The sequence below is a fragment of the Paraburkholderia adhaesiva genome, from assembly GCF_021390575.1.
Taxonomy (GTDB): domain Bacteria; phylum Pseudomonadota; class Gammaproteobacteria; order Burkholderiales; family Burkholderiaceae; genus Paraburkholderia; species Paraburkholderia adhaesiva.
Genome location: NZ_JAJEJQ010000004.1, coordinates 129,313 through 147,879, shown reverse-complemented (window position 1 = coordinate 147,879; position 18,567 = coordinate 129,313). Strand labels below are relative to the sequence as shown.

At 62.0% G+C, this 18,567-nt stretch carries 11 protein-coding genes; 3 read left to right on the top strand and 8 right to left on the bottom strand.

Translation table 11 applies throughout. The features are described 5' to 3' along the window. Positions 1-65: 65 nt before the first annotated feature. Positions 66-6,827: a transglycosylase SLT domain-containing protein gene (locus L0U80_RS28770; protein ID WP_233874305.1), complete on the top strand. Its 6,762-nt coding sequence runs from the start codon at positions 66-68 to the stop codon at positions 6,825-6,827. A gap of 140 nt (positions 6,828-6,967) precedes the next feature. Then, the gene (locus L0U80_RS28765) at positions 6,968-9,262 is read left to right on the top strand and encodes a DUF8550 family phage structural protein (RefSeq protein ID WP_233874302.1); all 2,295 of its coding nucleotides are present in this window, start codon (positions 6,968-6,970) and stop codon (positions 9,260-9,262) included. A gap of 51 nt (positions 9,263-9,313) precedes the next feature. Here the strand turns inward: L0U80_RS28765 and L0U80_RS28760 are convergent. From L0U80_RS28760 to L0U80_RS28740, 5 genes are all read right to left on the bottom strand, one after another. Further along, positions 9,314-10,119, bottom strand: a protein-coding gene (locus L0U80_RS28760) for an IS5 family transposase (protein ID WP_233867024.1) whose coding sequence is annotated in 2 segments (ribosomal slippage) — positions 9,314-9,789 and positions 9,789-10,119 — 807 coding nt in all. Because the reading frame shifts where the segments join, the coding sequence is not laid out codon by codon here. A gap of 42 nt (positions 10,120-10,161) precedes the next feature. Further along, on the bottom strand, positions 10,162-10,461 hold the full coding sequence (locus L0U80_RS28755; protein ID WP_233874299.1) for a hypothetical protein: 300 nt from the start codon (positions 10,459-10,461) through the stop codon (positions 10,162-10,164). Positions 10,462-10,590: 129 nt separating this feature from the next. After that, a complete protein-coding gene (locus L0U80_RS28750) occupies positions 10,591-11,232 on the bottom strand; it encodes a TonB family protein (protein ID WP_233874296.1) in 642 nt (213 codons plus the stop codon). A gap of 428 nt (positions 11,233-11,660) precedes the next feature. Beyond that, positions 11,661-13,322 carry an NRAMP family divalent metal transporter gene (locus L0U80_RS28745; protein ID WP_233874294.1) on the bottom strand — a complete coding sequence of 554 codons (1,662 nt, stop codon included), beginning with the start codon at positions 13,320-13,322 and terminating at the stop codon, positions 11,661-11,663. A 112-nt stretch (positions 13,323-13,434) separates the two neighbouring features. Next, complete coding sequence (locus L0U80_RS28740; protein WP_233874291.1) at positions 13,435-13,584, bottom strand: hypothetical protein; 150 nt, start codon at positions 13,582-13,584, stop codon at positions 13,435-13,437. Positions 13,585-15,068: 1,484 nt separating this feature from the next. Between L0U80_RS28740 and L0U80_RS28735 the strand changes: the two genes are divergently transcribed. Further along, the gene (locus tag L0U80_RS28735) at positions 15,069-16,511 is read left to right on the top strand and encodes a carbohydrate porin (protein WP_233874821.1); all 1,443 of its coding nucleotides are present in this window, start codon (positions 15,069-15,071) and stop codon (positions 16,509-16,511) included. A gap of 85 nt (positions 16,512-16,596) precedes the next feature. On the opposite strand, the gene L0U80_RS28730 is transcribed toward L0U80_RS28735, so the two are convergent. The 3 genes from L0U80_RS28730 to L0U80_RS28720 all read right to left on the bottom strand — a co-directional run bounded on the left by L0U80_RS28730 (position 16,597) and on the right by L0U80_RS28720 (position 18,304). After that, on the bottom strand, positions 16,597-17,055 hold the full coding sequence (locus L0U80_RS28730; RefSeq protein WP_233874288.1) for a hypothetical protein: 459 nt from the start codon (positions 17,053-17,055) through the stop codon (positions 16,597-16,599). Continuing rightward, a complete protein-coding gene (locus tag L0U80_RS28725; protein WP_233874285.1) occupies positions 17,039-17,548 on the bottom strand; it encodes a hypothetical protein in 510 nt (169 codons plus the stop codon). The genes L0U80_RS28730 and L0U80_RS28725 overlap by 17 nt, the downstream gene beginning before the upstream one ends. A 213-nt stretch (positions 17,549-17,761) precedes the next feature. Continuing rightward, the gene (locus tag L0U80_RS28720; protein WP_233874282.1) at positions 17,762-18,304 is read right to left on the bottom strand and encodes a hypothetical protein; all 543 of its coding nucleotides are present in this window, start codon (positions 18,302-18,304) and stop codon (positions 17,762-17,764) included. Between the last annotated feature and the right edge of the window lie 263 nt (positions 18,305-18,567).

Sequence of the window (18,567 nt, the reverse complement as noted above, 5' to 3'; positions counted from 1 at the left end):
TCTCAGTGCGTTGATTCAGTTTAGGCGATCAGCACGTTTTCACACAGGCTGAAACGGGAGCCGCCATGTTCAGAAAGAAGACGTTCAAGGCGAGCAGCGACTTTGGTTTTGATGCGGATCTCACGATTCCCGAATTCGATTTTCGTGAGAGCAGGAAAAAGGAGGACCGGGTGCCGGTCACGAAGCACGCGAAGGAGTTCGTGCGGGGGGCGGCAGGCGGTCTCTGGGAGGGTGCGCGCAGCAGGGCTTTTATCAGCCGGACCCTGCGCGAGGCGCTGCCTGCGGGCTACGGGAGCGCGATGGACCGTGCGGACGAGGCCGCCTCGTCGATCCGGGACCTATACAATGCTTCGGTACGCGAAATAAAGCCGGTCCAGAACGAACTCAGGCGCACCGTCGCCAAACTGCTGCCGGCCGGTGGCAAATTCCTGCCCAAAAGCGCGCAGGACCGCCTCAAAAGCTGGGCGGAGTCGGCCGATACCGGCACGGGCTTCTCCACGGAAGCGGCGCGTCACGCGAGCCTGCAGGCCACACTCGGCGACATCTTCAGCTATCAGGCCGAGACCCAGGCACAGCAGCGCGCCGAGGACCAAGCCGAAGCGAACATCCAGAAACAGATCGAGACCGACCGCGCGGGCAGCCAGCTCTCGCACCTGAATTCGATACGGCTCGCGCTGCAGCGGCTGGCCGACTATCAGGACCGCGTCACGGTCAACTACCAGCGCAAGTCGCTTGAGGTGCAGCTGCGCCACTATTTCGTGGCGATGGACACGCTCATCGAGCAGCGAAAGCAGGGTGTGGCCACGCGCGAGCTGCTCACGAACATCCAGAAGAACACGGCGCTGCCGGATCTGCTGAAAATCAGGATGCGCGAAGACTGGCCGACACTGCTCAGAAACAAGTTCATGGGCAATGCGGGCAGCTGGTTTCTGGGCCAGCGCGGCAACTTCATGCGCGCGCTTTCCGGGCAGATCAAGTCCTCACTGACCTCGTCGCTGCGTAACCTGGTCGGTAGCGCCCAGATGGGCCTCGCCATGGCGGATACCGGCGCCGCGATGCCCGGCATGGAGGACATGGACGGCATGGCGCCTGGCCGCGCGGCGATGGCAGGCGGGATGATTGGCGGGGGCGTGACCCAGGGTCTCGCTTCGGCTCTCGGCAAGCGTATCGGCCGGCGACTGACTGGCACGCGTGTGGGCGAATTTCTGGAACGGCACGGGCGCACTGCCGGCTATCTCGGTGAGAGCATTCCGCAGCACCTCACCGAGTTCGCCCATTCGGACCGCCTGGATGACGCACCGGTGGTGGGGTCCGCGGTGCGCTGGCTCAAGAGCCAGATCATTCAGGCAGGCGCGGTGCAGACGGGTGTACAGGTCGATACCCTGCGCAATCTCCAGGAGCCGGCGCCCTTCACGAATCTGGCACGCAAGTCGATCACCGAGATCATCCCGGGGTTTCTCGCGCGCATCTACCGCGAACTGCAGATCCTGCGCACGGGCGACACGAAGGTGGAGCTCACGAGCTTCGACTGGACAACCAGCCGTTTCCGCGATCGCTCGCAGACCTTCAAACGCGCGTTCGAGGCGGTCGTCAAGCCCAGCGAGCGGCAGTATGTCCGGCAGCACGCCGGCTCGCTCATCGATGAGCTGGAAAAGAACAGTGGCGTGAAGCTCGACGACGAGCAGCGCCAGGTATTAATCCGCCGGCTCGTGCGGGACAACTTCGCCAACCGCAGCGGGTCGCTTAAACGCTACGCCGATGTGTGGACGTATGCCGGAGAGGAGGCGAAACACGCGGGCACCTTCGCGAAGCTGTTCCAGCAGTATGGGGCGCAGGACCGTGAGACGCGGCAGCGGGAGTTCCATGCGCGCTTTGCGAATCTCGGTGGCGCGATCGCCGACCCGCGCGAGATGATCCAGAACCTCATCAATGCCGGCATGCTCGAGTTTGCCGAAGAGGCGGGCATCGTCAAGAACGGTGTGATCGACCCGCAGCGCCTGATCGACTACTACCTGTCGAAGGAGTACACCCCCGGTGTCGAGCATGCCGTAGGGGGGCTGCGCGGTGTGGGGCCAGGCGGCGAACCGGGTGCAGTGCCCGGCGGGGCGCGTGGTCCAGGCAGAGGGCCGGTGTCGGGCGTGAGCTCGATGGCAGCACGCCGGCGCGCGCCGCGCGCCATCCGGACCTTCGCGCGCGTGCCACCCCGGGCAAGGCCGCGGCGTGCCCGTCCTGCCCAGCCGCTCACGGGCGTGACTGGCCTCGGGCAGGCCGCGCCGCCACCGGCGACCACGGTGGCGGGCGTTGCACAGCAGCAGACGCAGCAGCAAGCGCCAACGGGTGAAGGAGAGGAGTCCGAACATCCGGTGCATCACGGCAGCGCGGCACGTGATGTGGACCGCTTCCTGCAGCAGAAGTGGGGCCGCTCGCTGCAGCCCGCGGCCATGCCAGCGATGTCCGCGTCCCCTGCGACACCTGCATTCGGTACGGCGCATCCCTTCACGCACGCCGATGCGCTGTCGGGCACCACCACGGGTTCAGTAATTGAGGCCATCCGCGAGCACAGCAGCAGGCCGCTGGTGGCAAAGCTCTACGAATCGGTGCTCGCCATCCAGAAGAAGGTTGAGGAGGGGTTGCTGGTGATGCCCGGGGTGCCTGGTATTTCCGGACTGGGCACGCGTCTGAAGGGAGCGGCACGGCGTGCTGCCGCCGGTACGGCGCAGCGGCTTGACGAGATGAAGGAGCGTTTCAGGGATTCAATCTGGCATAAGGGTCTGGCTGACTGGACCGTGGGCGATCTGGCCGGTGCTGGCATCGGTGCCATGAGTGCGGTGGGCCGCGCGGGCCGCACGTGGTTCGGGAAAGCGGAACGGCTGGGTGCGCACGCCCTGCGTTCAGGCTTCGGAATCGCGAAGGCAGGAGCAGGCCGGGGACTCGAATTCATCGCAAGCCTGAAGGACGTCTATCTGCCCGAGTCGAGCGAACCCGTGCTGCTTGCCTGGAAGATGCGTCTGGGTCACTACCGTGACCGCGCAACAGGCACGGTCATCCGTTCGTACCGGGATATCAAGGGTGATGTGATCGATGTCACGGACGGCAACAATGTGGTGCTGCAGGAGAAAGACATCAAGCGCGCGTATGCGAAGGGTCGTCTGAAGGAAAAACTCATCTCGGCGCTGGGCGCGGGCGGCAAGCTCATTGGCGGTGCTGCGGCGCTGCTCACCGGCAATGTGTTTCCGATGGCACAGCGTGTGCTGCGCACCGGCATGGGGCTCGCGAAAAGGGGACTCGCACTGCTCGATGAGCCCGTCGACATCTACGTGAAGGGCGAGAGTGAGCCGCGGCTGCTCGCTATCATGATGCGCTCTGGCGCCTACCGCTCGCAGCTGCATGAAGAGAAGGTGATCCTGCGCCCGGGCATGATCGACGGTCCGGTGCTCGATGTGAGCGAACGTGGCAATCCGAAGGTCGTATTGAGAAAAGAGGATCTGGCCAAAGGCCTGGTGGATGCCCAGGGGCGACCCATCCGCACGCCGCTCATGAAGCTTGCTGCGCTCGTAATGGCGCCGGTGAAGGGTTTGTTCAGGTCCGTGAAAAAGGGCGTGGGCCTCATCAGGGATCTTGCGCTTTCGCCCTTCCGGGGACTTGGCGAGTGGTTCAACAAGCTCGTGGGTCCCGAAGGCATCGTCTTTGCGGGTTCGAGGACCATCACGCAGCGGCTGACGGAAATCCGGGATCTGCTCACCGAACGTCTGCCCAAACCCCGCAAACGGCTCGTTGGCGACGAGGAAGGCACGGGCCTGATCACGAACTCGTGGGAGGACCTGCAGCGCAGGAAGGCGCTCGCGGAAAAAGGGCAGGCTGGTGAAGCGGCTGGGGAAGGTGGGGCGTCCAGAGGCCTGCTTGCGGGACTGGGGGGACTGCTTGGGAAACTGCGGGGCCGCGGCAAGGGGAAAGACGAAGGCGAAGGGGATGAGGAAGACGGTGGCGGAGGTCTGACAGGTGCAGCGGAAAACTGGGTCGAAAAGAAGCTCGGCGCGCGGTTGGGTAAATTCGGTGGCGGCAAACTCATCAGGGGTGCGAAGTGGGCAGGGCGCGGCCTGAAGGCAATCGGCGGCAAGGGTATCAGCCGGCTGCTCGGGCGCGCGGCGCTCACTGAAGGCGCGCAGGCACTGGCCGGAGGAGAGGCGGTCGCGGCAGGTGCCACGGGTGCTGAAGCGCTGGCCGCGACAGGCGAAGTGATCGGTGCGGGCGTGGCGGCCGTGGGCGGGTTCCTCTCGCTGCCCGTGCTGCTGGGCGCGGCGGCAGTGGCCGGTCTTGGCTATCTCGCGTATCGCGGCATCAAAAAGCTGCTGGAGAAAAAGCCCGGGCCACTCACCCGCGTGCGCATTGCGCAGTATGGCTTCATGCCCGACGACATGGACAGCGTGAAAGTGGTGCTCACGCTCGAAGCAACGCTCATGAAGGGCGTGTGGTACCGCGAGGGCAAGGGCGGGACCCAGGCCGACATCAGCGGCAAGTCGATCAATTTCCGCGAGGTGGTGGCGCCCTTCGATATCGATCCGGCCAATAAAAGCGAAGTGGCTAACTTTGCGATGTGGTATCTGCGGCGCTTCAAGCCCGTGTTCTGCACGCACCTGAGCGCCCTCAGGTCGATGGGCCCGGTGCTGCATCAGGCGGTGAATCTCACCGAGGTCGATGAGAAGCTGCGCAGCAAGGCGGACCGGCAGCAGTACCTCAAACTGGTCGCCTGGCCGGGTGGTCCGTACAACGAAATGCGCTCGCCGTTTCACGGCTCGATCCTCACGCTGCACCGCAGCCTCACGCTCGATTCGGGGCCGAAGACGGTGAGCACCTATGTGGCGGCCGCCCAGGCGCAGATCGACAAAATGCCCGCAGAGGAAGCGGCTGACGCGAAAGCGGGCGCGAAGAAGACGGGGGCCGTAGCGGCAGCGGCCGCGACACAGGCAAAAAAGAAAGAGGACGCAAAACAGGATGCCGCCCGCAGGCAGGCGGCCAGCACACCGGCGAAGGATCAGGGCAAGGGCTGGACGGACCTGCTCACGGACAAGGTGGAAGCGGGCGTGGGAGATGCCTCGGGGCTGATCGCCAGCATGTGGGGTGGCGTGAAGGGCGTGGCGGGCAAGGTCGCCTCGGGCGTGAGTACGGTTGCGAAAGATGTTGTGGCAGGTGTCGCGGGAGCGGCTACCCGTGCGGGTGCCGCGGTGGCGGGCGCAGCGGGCAGGGTGGTCTCGGGCGTGAAGGAGACCGTAGCCGGTGTGGCTGGTGGACTGGGTGCCGCAGGCAGCGCGATCAGGACGGGCCTGCAGGCGCTCGGTGGCCGGATCGGCCAGTTGCCCCTGCCCACTGGCCGTGGCTGGAGCGCATTGAAGGACCTGATCGGCAAGGCTGCCTCGATGGTGGGCGTGGATCCGATCCTGCTCGCCGCCATCGGCGCGATCGAGTCAGCGTTCAATCCGGCAGCGAAGGCGCCCACGAGCAGCGCCTCGGGCCTGTTCCAGTTCATCAACAGCACCTGGCAGACGATGCTCCGCAAGTACGGGGCGAAGTATGACATTCCGGCGGGTACGCCGCAGACCGATCCCCGCGCGAGCGCGCTGATGGGGGCGGAGTTCATCAAGGAAAACGTCGCGGCACTGAAGGGCGTGAAGTCGGACATCACGCCGACCGATGTCTATCTCGCCCACTTCCTAGGCCCGGGTGGCGCGCGCCAGCTTCTGAAGGCCGACCCGGGCACGGATGCGGTGGCGCTGATGCCGGGCCCGGCGGCCGCGAACCGTTCGATCTTCTTTAACAGGGATGGCTCGCACCGCACGGTCAGGGAGGTCTATGCGGAGATTGGCCGGCGCGTGCAGTTCGGACTGAAACAGACAGGGGTATCGGGCGGGGCGGTTGATGTGGCCTCGGCGCCAGTCAGGACGGGTGATGGCAAAACGGCGGGCAAGACAACGGTGGCGACGGCGAACCCCGCCGGGCCTGCCGCCCCCGGGACATCGGGGGTAAATGCAACTAACGCTCCGCCGCCTGGCGCACCGGCCAGACCGGCTTCGCCGGCATCAGCGGCCAGTACTGGGGCAGTTAATACGACGGCCAATACGGCGGCCGGCACAGCTATCGGTGCAGCGGCCACCTCCGCCACGACGGGGGTGACAGGGGTGAGGGGTACGCGTGGTGCGGGCAGCACCGCGGCGGGTCCTGCGGCGGGCATGACAGCGGCCGCGTCAAGCGCAGCGGCGCCAGTGGCACGGCCTGTGGCGACGATTCCCGTCGTGAACCCTTCAAAGGGTGCGCTCGTGCCGGTGGCACCACGGCTGGCCGCACCGGGTGCGGCGACGGGTTCGGTGTCGGGTCTCATCAATACCGCGCTGTCGAAGACGGGACTGGTGCCACAACCGGGCATGAACGTGATGAGCGGCAGTGCGCTTGCGAGGTTGCCGGCTGTGGGTGGGTTCGCTGGGGCACTGGCGGGCGCCTCACCGTTTGGCTTTGGCCCGGCCTCGGCGAAGCCGGTTGGGGAAGGGCCGAAATCCATCATGGCAGTCCAGCAGGCCCAGCATGACCAGCACATGGACGCGCTCGGTGGTGTGGGCGACACGCTGGCTTCCTCACTGAAGGTCCACGAGCAGGCGCTCGATGTCCTCAAGGCGATGTATGCATTGATCCAGCAGGCGGTCAGCGCACGTCAGGGTACGGCAGCAAACAGCGGTGCGGGCAGCCCAGGTGCGCCTGCCACTGGACTGCCGACGCCCACGGGTGGCGTATCGCGCCCGATGCCCACGCCGCCCGTGTCGATGGTCCGGATGGCATAGCCGCCTGCAGTCGACCGGCCTGTAGTTGTCCGTCGAGAGTCGGTCGAGGCGACCCGTCACCTGAGGCCGGGTGCCATCCGCCACCGGGCACCGGAAGTCATCGTGTCTTCCAGTCTCACCCATACAGTAAGGATTCCTTCATGATCAGCAATCTCAACACGCTCGACACCCAGGGCAGTGATGTGAGCTGGGTGCGGCAGTCCTTTCTCGTGCCGTCCTCGTATTTCACAGCGGGCAGCGCCGACGTCGCGAACCGTTTCTATACGAGCGCCACACTCAAGTACGTCGATACGCGACCCGGCGGCAACATCGCGATCAACCCGCCGCCGCAGTTCACGCGCTACGCCGACCCCAAGGCACCCTCGCGCCTGAACGGCAGCAATGGCCTCGGTATCTACTACAGCGAGGCAATCGATGACAACGCCCAGGTCATCCACCTGAGCTTCGGTGTGCCGCAGTTCAATTCGCTCACGCAGTTCTTTACGAGCTTCTACAACAGCGGTGCGGGGGTGCTTGCGCGCACCGGGCGCGGCACCACGTTCTTCTACACGCTGGGCAAGGCGGCAGGTTTTGTGGTGTCGCTCATGAGCTGGAAGCTGCTTGCCTTTCATCTGGCGGGCGTGGGGCTGAACTTCCTCATGAACAAGCCCTCCTCGAAGTTCTATTACCTCAAGCGTACGATGCCGGTCTACTGGCAGGTCGTGCAGACCATTGTCAACCAGATTGCCGTGAACATGGGCGTGATTCCCCGTGCGGGCGAGGCGGTGGTGGGCGCGGACGTAACCAACATCCCGGGGCTTGGCGAGCAGTACCAGTTTGATGCAGCAGCCGTTGCACAGATGCAGGCGGCGTGGCCCGACATCTTTTTCGATGGCGGGGGCATCGACGTCTACAGGATGTCCACGCGTGCGCGGCGGCTCGAAGCGAAACAGATCGCGATGTACCAGGCGGCGATGGATACCGGCACGCTGACGAACACGAGTCTTGCCTCGGTCATCCAGGGCATCTTCGGGCCCGGCAACAAGCTCGACGACACGGGTGCACGATCGTTCAGCGACTATATCTCGCAGTGGTTCGGCACGGTCGCCAACGCGCAGGTGAAACCGTCAGGGGGAGGCGACGACAGCGCGGCGGGGACTACCGCATCCGCAGACACAACAGGTACCACGGGCACCAATGCCACCGCAACCTCAGGCGCTACGTCAACGGGTACGGGCACGTCAGTGACCCAGACGCAGGATAACGCGACACTGGACTCGGTCACGGAAGCCTTCTCGCAGAGCCAGAGCGACAACGCGGGCTTCTTCGATTTCCTGAACGCGGAACTCAACGACGGCGGTGCGTTCGTGAGTTTCCGGGTGAACGCGACGGGTGCGGTGACCGATTCGTTCCAGAACCAGACGGCCGACTCCGAGATCGCGAACAAGATCAACAGCATGTCGAGCCAGGCGCGCACCACGCGCTTTGATGCGGCGGGCGGCAATCTCGCGAGCGGCGGGGTGCTGGGACTGGTGGGCAGTGCGGTCAACGATGCGCTGGACTTTGCGGCCGGCATCGCAGGTGGCATGGGCCTCTCGGGACTCGCCGCGCTCGGCGGCTCGGCGTTCGTCGATATTCCGCGGCACTGGCAGTCGGCCTCGGCCACACTGGCGCGAACCAGTTACACGGTCAACCTCGTGAGTCCCTACGGCAATCCGGTCTCGCAGCTGATCAACCTGTACATCCCGCTGGCGATGCTGATCGCGGGCGCGCTGCCACTTGCCACCGGCCGCCAGTCGTACACGGCGCCCTTTATCTGCGAGCTCTACGATCGTGGCCGCTGCCAGGTGCGGCTGGGCGTCATCGACAGCCTCTCGGTCACCCGCGGCACGGGCAATCTGGGGTTCAGCAATGAAGGCCGCGCGATGGCGATCGACGTGACCTTCACGGTCGCTGATCTTTCCTCGCTCGTGTATCTGCCGATCAGCCAGGGCTTGAGCACGGCGGCGGCGCAGACGGGAGCGAGCCTGGGATTTGCGGTGACAGAGGGGGCGGTGGCGGTGGCGGGTGCCGTGGGAGGTGGAGCAGTAGCGGGACCAGCCGGGGCGGTTGCCGGTGGAGCGGGGGCTGCTGCTGCGGCGCTGCCGGCGGCCACGGCGGTGTCAGCTGCGGGCGCGGCACTGGGCACGGTGGTGGATACGGCATCGAACATCGCCACGTCGCTAGACAATATCTTCGATGGCGACAATCCGTTCACGGACTACATGGCAGTGCTAGGGGGGCTTGGACTCGCGGACCAGATCTACGTGTTCCGGCGCCTGAAGCTCAATCTCACGATGCAGATGGCGCAGTGGAAGTCATGGCTCTCGCCGGCGCACTGGGCGAGCTTTGCGGGCGACATCATGCCGGCGCGCCTTATTTCGGGTTTTTTCAAGGGTATCGATTCGAATATCTGAAGTTGTCGTGATGCAAAAAATTATGTGCATTTCGCGGTTGATTTAGAGCCGCTAACACAAGTCATCAACGAAGCGTGAACAGATAACGGCAGCAGCGAGAGAAAGCAACGCAACATGGATGTCGAGACGACGCTCGAAACGAATTCGCAGTTTGCCGAAACCGGCGAACCAGGCATGCGTGCGCTCGACCACCCAGCGATGCCGTCCGAGCCGCTCCTTGCTTTCCACTGCGCGCCGGGCGATACGGGCCGTGATACCGCGCTGCTTCAGGTAACGACGACAGCGTGCGAAGTCATAGCCTTTGTCTGCATGCAACTTGCCGGGGCGTTTGCGAGGCTGGCCATTCAGGCCCGACACCGCCGGAATGGCATCAAGCGTGGGCTCGAATGCCATCGAATCGTGCCGGTTGGCACCGGTAACCTTGATGGCCAACGGAATGCCGCGCGCATCTACGACGATGTGCCGTTTCGACCCGAGCTTGCCCCGGTCTGTCGGGTTGGGGCCGGTTTCCTGGCCCCCCGGGGGCTGGAAACACTGGCGGCATCAAGACTCGCCCGTTCCCAATCAATCTGGTCATGTTCACGTAACCGGCGAAGCATCGCCAGATGCAGTTGCTCCCACACGCCTGCGGCCTGCCAGTCTCGCAGCCGTCGCCAGCACGTCATGCCGCTGCCGAAACCCAGTTCCTTCGGCAGGTATTCCCACGGAATGCCTGTTTGCAGGACGTACAGGATGCCATTCAGTGCTGCGCGGTCATCCACCGTTCGGCGTCGTCCGCCCTTGGGAGACGGTGTGAACACAGGAATTAGCGGCTCCAACGCCGCCCACAATTCATTACTGATTCTGCGCCTGGACATGCCGCCAGGATATGGCTTTCACGGCTTCATGTCCAGGTTGTGTTAGCCGCTCTTAGTCTTGTGCGCCGCACCAAACACCGGATTAATGTCCAGGTGCAATGGCGCTGACCGGCCGATTTTGTTGAAAAACTCGAGCACCGGACGAGGCCCGTCATGCCCCGCTTGCAAACTCCAGGTCGCGCGTGCTGCGTCGATGGCCTTCGGAGACGCGTAGTGGGCTTGAGGCGCGATTTCTTGTTCGGGCGGTAGCCCGCGGAACGCAGGACATTCAGTCAAGGGCTCATAGAGCGAAATCGCCCGTGCGAGCCTCCCGATTCCGAGTTTTTCAACAGAATCGGCCATTCAGAGACGTTCGGAATGGCGTTCTGAATGACCGGAGCCCGACGGACAATTGTCATCGGCCTGCACGTGTGTTTTGAAGTAGTGCATCAGACTCCCACTAAACGTGCGCCAGATGCTGCGCGTTACGGTTCACGCTGGTCCCGGCTGAACCGTTACCTTGAAATACTTCGGAGTTCTCCCGTAGATGTCGGTCGGCATTGGGTCTGAGCGTTGAACCGCTTTTAGCGCGGCTACATCCCATGCGGGATTGCCACTTGATCGAACGATTTTCGCCGATAACAGCTTACCGTCTGTAGAGCAGCGTACGGAAATTGTTGTTTGTAAGTGGCCAGTTTCTCCGTCCCATACAACGTTGGCCCTGATCCGACGCTCAACCTGCGCCGCAAACGACTCGGATGAAGGATCAGGACGAAGTTCGGCAGACTCGACAGCAAATGTGAAATTCGTTTCTACCTGGACGGGGTTTCCGCCGACATCGAAAAAGGGCTTGCAAATGGCCTGCCGGGACTGGCGTACCGCGAGACTATCAAAGGCAGAATCACCCGAAGACTTCTCAAGCACGGCGTCCTTCACTTTACCGTGCTCATCGAGATAGACCCGGACTGCAGCAAAAAGGCGCTGCGGAGGCAGTTTATACAGTGCCTCAGGCGGCAAGCCATAGTGACATGGTATGCGACCCGCTGGCACATACTGTGACGATGGCAGTGCGTGGGCGCTGCCGATTCCTATCGTGACTGTGGCAGCCAGACCGACGAGAAGTTTGTCTGTCATGTTGATTTTGTCTGTCTCGGTGCTGTAGATGTGGGCAAACCAAGCTTACGGCACCGGTGAAGATAAGTGTGCCGATGTGTCCCCTTGGTACTCGCGATGTAGAGCGTATCAAGGATGCAGTGGGTTCATTGAACGCACGTGGGACGGAGTGGTCCGTAAAATGTCTCAAGAAATTTGGGAAGCGGACACTCGCAACGCTAACTTGAATAACCGCTCCGGGTCGGGTTATGCCTTTTGCATGAGAAATCGCACCTGAGGCGATCGTTGCGCTCGGTCGTGGGACGCTGGTCGGCCAGTTTCGGCCAGTTTCGGCCAGTTGACACCACCTACAAATCGTTGACAATCTGTCCGCTTCGGGCACCCGTTCTACGCTGTGACGCGTTTGAAGAGCAAAGCGCGCACACGCTGTCCGTGCCACTCGACCGCCCTTAGTGAATGGCCATCTGCACGACCTTCACGATGACGAGACCCACCGCGACGATGAGATAGCCACGCAGCACGCCCATCCACACGCGTGTCGACAGCGTCATATGCTGCGGCGCCGGCAGGTCTTCGAGCGGTGACATGCGCCACGTTTCGCGCAACGCCTTCAGGGACGGCTTGTTCAGCGTCGAAACATCGTTGGCGGCAGCCGTGCCATGTAGTTTGCGCGAGATTTCCACGGCGGCGAACACGGCCACGGCGAGACCGCAGCCGCCCACGAGAATCTTGACGATCGCCGCGCCGCTGAGGTCCGGATACACAGTGGCGGCGGTCAGGATGATCGACAGCACGACGAGGACGGCGATGACGGCGCCCGTGAATACGTTCAGTTTCTTCGAGTTCACCCACGGGCCAAGCACGGCCTTGTCATTGCACAGCAGCAGCAGAAAAACTGTTGCGCTCGGCAGCAGCACGCCGGCGAGCGTCTGCACGGCCTCGGTCAGGAGGCCAAGTGGGCTGCCGGGCATCAGCACCAGGGCCGCAGCGAGCACAATGATGCCGAAATAGACAAGATAGAAGCCCTTTGCATCGAGTACGCTACGGTGCAGTGAGTGTTTTACCTTGAAGGTATCGCCGATGGCGTAGGCCGTCGAGAGCGAAACGGCGGCAGCGCCGATAATCGACGCGTCGAGCAGCGCGACAGCGAAGATCGTCGCCGACGTCTCGCCGACATACTTGTGCAAGCCAGCGATAACACCACCCGCGTCGGTAAAATTGCCGAACTCGGGCCTGCCGTCAAAAAGCGCGGCCGTGAAGGCCATCATCGCCACGGCGCCAATGATCACAAATGCGATGCCGATCCAGAGGTCCGCCTTTTCGTACCTCATGAAGCGCGGAGTGATGCGCTTGTCGATCACGTAGCTCTGCTGGAAAAACAACTGCCACGGTGCGACGGTCGTGCCGACGATGCCGATGACGAGCAGCATCACGTCGGAGAGCTTCGAATTCTTCGGCCAGGTCGGCACGAAGAAGTCGCGCGCGATGACATGGACCGGCGGGTGGATCGCGACGAGCACGGGAATCAGGAGGAGGCTCAGCAGGCACAGGACGATCGCGAAGCGTTCGAAGCGCCGGAAGTTGCCGGTACTGACCGCAGCCATCGTCAGGAGTGCAGCAATGCAGACGCCGAGAACCTTCGAGACGCCGAGGAAGTCGAGCGCAAATGTGATACCTATGAACTCGGTGACGATCGTGAGCGCATTGAGCAGGAAGAGGTCGATGACGCTGAAGGCGCCCCAGAACTTGCCGAAGCGTTCGAAGATGAGGCGTGCGTGGCCGACACCGGTCACGGCGCCGAGGCGCAGCACCATTTCCTGATTTACGTAGAGAACCGGGATCAGCAGGGCGAGCGTCCAGAGCAGCGACGTACCGTAGTTCTGGCCAGCTTGCGTATAGGTGCCGAAAGCGCCGGCGTCGTTATCGCCGACCATGACGATGAGGCCGGGGCCAAGGATCGCGAGCAGCGTACGCAGACGTGCCATCCAGTTGCTGCGCGGGGCAGTGTCGTGGTGGGCGATCGTGCCGAAGGCGCCTTTGATATCACCGACGTGCGCGTCGTCGAGCACGGCACTCCGGCGCGGCGTGACGTTTGCAGGTGTGGTGGACATTTGAATTTATCCTTTTCTGTAATTCTTGAAGTCGATGCCTGAACACGCGGCACGACGTTGCCGTGCGCCAGTATTCGTGCAGCGCACCGGCGGGCGGCAACGCCTGGTGGCATCAGTGAACGAGCTTCCTGAGCGCCGTCCGGATGGCGGCGACCACGCGTGCCGAAACGTGCGGACGGGCGTCGAGCACGAGCATTTCGTTGTAGTACGTGCGAGCTTCTTCGACACGCGGGAGTTGCGAAACGAGCAGAGCGAAGTTCATGGTGATTCCTCCAGTACGTGAAACGTGGCGCCTTCGACCAGGCCTGCCTTCGTTTCAGTTCACGCGGGGCGAAGTGCCCGGGCGTGTGGGAGGAACGTGTGCGGCCAGGAGGTCAGGCCAAACGGGCGGCGTTCAGCGAGAACGCGCGGCGGGTCATGTAAGGACAAGGCTCAGGGTCGGGCATCGTGAACTCCTCTGTCGTTTGTGTCCGATACGCGTTTAACGGACGTGTTTAACCGCACGCTGGATTCGCGCAACATTCGAGGCGCAAAAGCGGCGTGAGCAAGCGACACGCGAGCCAACGGCTCTACGCGTCATGTCGTCGCGTAGACGAATGTGCGTTACAACGCACGCGTCAACGACGGTGGTCAATCGAGGAGATGCGCGAGGGAAGAAACTGCGGAATCTACTGCGGCGCGCACCGTCTGCCTGCGGGCAGGACGGCGGCTAAGGAAGAATCCAGGCGGGCGTCGTGCCGGTCAGGCAGAAAAACATTTCGAGGATCGACTACAACAACTGTCCAAGGCATATGCCCCTTTCGTGGAAACGTCGAGATTCTAGTGATGATGCGCGAGCCGAGTCAACGATTATTTCGGACATTTTTCTTTCGAATCCGTTACTTGCGCTGGATGCGAATCATTTTCCACACCTCTACCTATTGCATTCATGCCGCAGTGTTGCGCGCGATGATGCTTTGCAAGTGGCTAAGCACTGCAAAGCAATTTCTGCTTGTGCATTCCCAAATGGCGCGCATAGAATTCGCCTTGTCTTAGGAACAGGAGAGTCCTTCGTGGACGCAAGCTCTAGTAGTCGATCTTGTACGTCGGCCCACGCCGGCACCCAGGTTGCAATCGCGCGTTAGCGACGCCGGACTTTCCTCCCTGCCGCTGACCCCGATTGCCGGGTCAGCGCGCTTCTTCCCAGACCGCCTGTGCGGTCTGTCTGTAGCACGCTCCCTTTTTTGTGTAAGAAAGCCGACAGCGTTTAACTTCGCTGAAGGCTCTTCGCTTATCGAACGTTGTCGGGCCTGGCCGGGCTCGACGGGAGTTGAATCATGCATATCGAACGCTTTCTACGCGTTTCGCGCGCTTACCTGCGGGCGTCACCGGTCGTCGCGCCGCGCGGGGGCTTTGATGGCCCAGGCCTGCTCTGGCAGCGCACAAGCACCCTCACAAATCAGGCAGTGCAAGGCAGTGCCTCAATTGCGTCCCTCTGGCCGACATCACGACGCAACACTCCCGGCACATCGTGGCCGGCCTGAATGGGCTGTTGTCGCGAGTACGATTTCACCAGAATGCGGACCAACTGCGAGCCGTGTGCGCACATCTTCCTGCTTCGGCATCGCTCATTCGTCAGTGCATTTCTCAGAAAAAGTAAAAATGATCTCCTCTACCACGCTCACACAAAACGCCAACGGCATTCACAAGCAGTGCCTCCTCGCCCCGTCGTCCAGCCTGAAGCCGGTCTGCGCCGCTGCGGCGCTGATGATTGCACTGGCCACCGGTGTACCTACGCCGGCTTACGCAGAGTCGGAGTCAGCCGCGCCGTCAGCGACAAACCAGGACTCCGCACCGGCCACGGACGCTGACGTACAGCCCACACAGGGCGGTGCCGCCGCCCCGGCTGCACCGACCGGCTTCTGGGAGCGCTCGAACCTGCTCGGCGACATGGACGGATTGCGCACGCTGCTGGGCGACCACGGTGTCACGTTCAATGCGCAAGAGACGAGCGAGCTCTACGGCAACTTCTCCGGCGGTATCTCGAAGGGAGCTTCTTACAACGGCGCCACGCAATTCGGCCTTAGCGTTGATACCGACAAAGCGTTCAGCCTGAAGGGCGGCACCTTTTTCGTCGATGCCTTGCAGATTCACGGGCATGGCATCACGGCAGCGCGTTTAGATTCGCTGCAAGCCGTGAGCGGCGTCGAAGCCGAAGCGACGACACGTTTGTGGGGGCTCTGGTATCAGCAGGCGCTCAGCGACGAGTTCGACGTCAAGATTGGCCAGCAGAGCCTCGATCAGGAATTCATCGTCAGCCAGTACGCCAGCACTTTCGCTAACGCAACATTCGGCTGGCCCGTTCTCGCTGCTACCGCCTTGCCTGCGGGCGGCCCCGCCTACCCACTGTCATCGCCCGGTGTGCGCCTGCGGTTCAAGCCGAGTGATTCGATGACGATTCTCGGTGGCATCTTCGACGGCAACCCGGCGCCGGGCAATGGCGACCCACAACAGATCAACGCCAGCGGCACGCGGTTCAATCTGCACAACGGAGCAATGATCATCGGCGAGGTCCAGTACGCAGTAAACCGTCCCGCAGCAGGCGATTTCGGCGTGGCGCAACCGAGCGGGCTCCCCGGCACGTACAAGCTGGGCTTCTGGTACAACAACAATCGCTTCGCAGATCAACACCTCGATACAAACGGCATCTCGCTCGCAAGCCCGTCGTCGAATGGCGTACCCGCCTCGCATCACGGCAACTTCAGCGTTTATACAGTCGCAGACCAGATGGTGTGGCGTCCGGATGCCGGCAGCGCACAGTCGCTCGGCGTGTTTACGCGTGTGATGGGCGCGCCGGGCGACCGCAACCTGCTCGACTTCAATATCAATGCGGGAGTTGTGCTGAAGGCTCCATTCAAGGGCCGGGACAACGACTCGGTCGGGCTCGCACTCAGTTACGCAAACGTCAGCTCGAGCGCGAGCGCGCTCGATCGTGACGTTGCAACATTCCAGACGCCGGGTTACCCCGTGCGAACGGCTGAGACGGTGATCGAGGCGATGTACCAATACCAGGTCACGCCGTGGTGGCTGTTGCAGGGCGAGCTTCAGTACATCTTCCATCCGGGCGGCGGCATCCCTGATCCGAACAACAACGGTGCGCGCATCGGCAACGAGGCTGTGATCGGACTGCGGACGGTTGTGACGTTATGATGATTCGATGTTCCAAAAAGCGGTCATTCGATTCGAGCGCATCCTGTCTGGCAGGCTGCGGTCCATTTAAAGGATCTGCGCGTACTCATTGCCGCGGCAGGTCTCCGGCCATGAAGGCCATCACTTTCTGAAGCCACGTGAGGCTGAAATCCGGTGTGATGCCACGCCGGATCATTTCACCCATGCAAGCCACCTCGCACAGGCAACCGGGCGTCTGCGAATCATTCTCCTGTAACAGGGCAAAGCCTTGCTGCAATCCGGCTTTCGGCAGATCGTCAATCTTCGCGCGCAGGTTTTCGTAATTCTGTTTCTGTGCGCTCGCCAGAACACTTTTAGTGCCGGGTTGCCAGACGAACAGGAACATAGCCAGAACGAAGACACCCAACCCGGAAGGAACTGATGCCGCGCGCGCAGCGATCGCCGCACCGGGAGTCATCAGCAGGAAATGGCTGGCCCGCTCCAGTCGGGCCAGCAACATCGACTGCATGTGTTCAGGACGAATGGAATAGCCGGTCTGAAACGGGATCTCATCCCGCGTCATCATGCACTCCAGATTTTCTGGACAGAGGCTCGGCGAGTGGCTCGAGCGAAGCGATGTAATCCCGGATGCTGTGCAAGGCTTTTGCATCGAGTGCACCCTCCAGCCACGGAGAGGCCTGATCGATCGCATACTGGACACGGGCGCGGTTCCGCGCGAGCAGGGTGGTACCCAGGAACCGCGGGACGATCATGGACTCCGTGTCGGCTGTATCGTGGTCGACCAGTTCGAGGCAGCCATGATCGGCGACGAGCTGGTTCAGACGTTCGGCGGTATGGACGAGCTCCGTATCGACGTACCATGCCTTGCCCCAGAATTCGATGGACAGATTAAGCCTGGGCGGGTCTTCCTGGATTTCGATCGCGCTGTGGGCGAGTTCACGTGTGAATTCGAAGCCATTGGCTTCGAGCAATGGCGCAACGGCATGGGCGATGGCCTCATGAGTGATATGTTCCTTGAGGAGGAGGTTGCCGCGCAGGCAGCACCGGTGTGCAGACATGGTGGTTTCCGTGGTAATCGTGAAGGGTGGAAGGATTATTTTGTTAGTATGACAAACAAAAAAGAGCCCGACATGGACCGCCTGAGCCAGACGGCAGCGCGCCGGGGTTCTCTTTGTTCCGCTAATGAACGGTGGGGGGCAGGTGAATCACGATTGTGCCGATATCGACAGATTCACAAAAAATTGCATAGGTTGCAATTCGCACGCGGCAACTTACCTGAAGGCAGCGCGGTTCTCCAGCGAAAGGGTGGTGCTGTGTGCAGGCATCTTTTTTGGAAGCGTGATCTTTAGCACTTCGCATCCACATTGATCCAGCGCTGCCTTAAACGCTTCTTCGGTGGGACAGTCCATCAGATAGTCAAACTCGCCGCGGTACATCTTTATTGTTGCTCGCTGGTCAATGCTCAGTCTGAGCGCTCCGGGCTGGTTGTTGATTTCAAGTGTCTGGGGGTCGCACATCCCGATCTCACTGGGAAGATCTCTCACCTCCTGGGAACAAAGAACCGGTGCACCAAACCACGCGTGACCAAATTTCTCCAGATCCTGCAATTCTGACGGCGAGTAGGGCGTTCCATTGCCAGCCGCGGCATGGATATCCTTCAGCGCGACGGCAATATCCCAGTTGAATTCGGGGAGCGGGCGGTTCAGGTTATATCGTGATACGGCATCGAGAATGGCTGGCGTGACAAACTGGGTCAACTGGCTGCTGTCCAGCAGGCGTGCGCTGTTGGCGATTCTGAGGAATGCATCAGCCATGAGACGTCCTCGTGCCGCTTTTCTCAGGGCTGACCATAGATTCCCATCCACGACCCCGGATAGATTCGAGCAAGTCCACTTTAGGTCAACACAACCTCACTTGCAAAAATCGGGCTGACCATAGATTTTCATACCTGAGCGCACTGGCTACATGTGCGTCATGAAGTTCAACCCGGGTCAGTTCGTCTGACAATTGTTTATCGTCCAGCTTCCGGAACGGGCTGGATTGCATCGCGGTTTCGAGTGAGTTCATCAAGGTAAGC

Excerpts from the sequence above, each read along its gene's own strand:
- L0U80_RS28725 (WP_233874285.1), bottom strand. The coding sequence starts at position 17,548 with ATGTCTGCACACCGGTGCTGCCTGCGCGGCAACCTCCTCCTCAAGGAA.
- L0U80_RS28740 (WP_233874291.1), bottom strand. The coding sequence starts at position 13,584 with ATGAACTTCGCTCTGCTCGTTTCGCAACTCCCGCGTGTCGAAGAAGCT.
- L0U80_RS28735 (WP_233874821.1), top strand. The coding sequence starts at position 15,069 with ATGATTGCACTGGCCACCGGTGTACCTACGCCGGCTTACGCAGAGTCG.
- L0U80_RS28750 (WP_233874296.1), bottom strand. The coding sequence starts at position 11,232 with ATGACAGACAAACTTCTCGTCGGTCTGGCTGCCACAGTCACGATAGGA.
- L0U80_RS28720 (WP_233874282.1), bottom strand. The coding sequence starts at position 18,304 with ATGGCTGATGCATTCCTCAGAATCGCCAACAGCGCACGCCTGCTGGAC.
- L0U80_RS28765 (WP_233874302.1), top strand. The coding sequence starts at position 6,968 with ATGATCAGCAATCTCAACACGCTCGACACCCAGGGCAGTGATGTGAGC.
- L0U80_RS28755 (WP_233874299.1), bottom strand. The coding sequence starts at position 10,461 with ATGGCCGATTCTGTTGAAAAACTCGGAATCGGGAGGCTCGCACGGGCG.
- L0U80_RS28770 (WP_233874305.1), top strand. The coding sequence starts at position 66 with ATGTTCAGAAAGAAGACGTTCAAGGCGAGCAGCGACTTTGGTTTTGAT.
- L0U80_RS28730 (WP_233874288.1), bottom strand. The coding sequence starts at position 17,055 with ATGATGACGCGGGATGAGATCCCGTTTCAGACCGGCTATTCCATTCGT.
- L0U80_RS28745 (WP_233874294.1), bottom strand. The coding sequence starts at position 13,322 with ATGTCCACCACACCTGCAAACGTCACGCCGCGCCGGAGTGCCGTGCTC.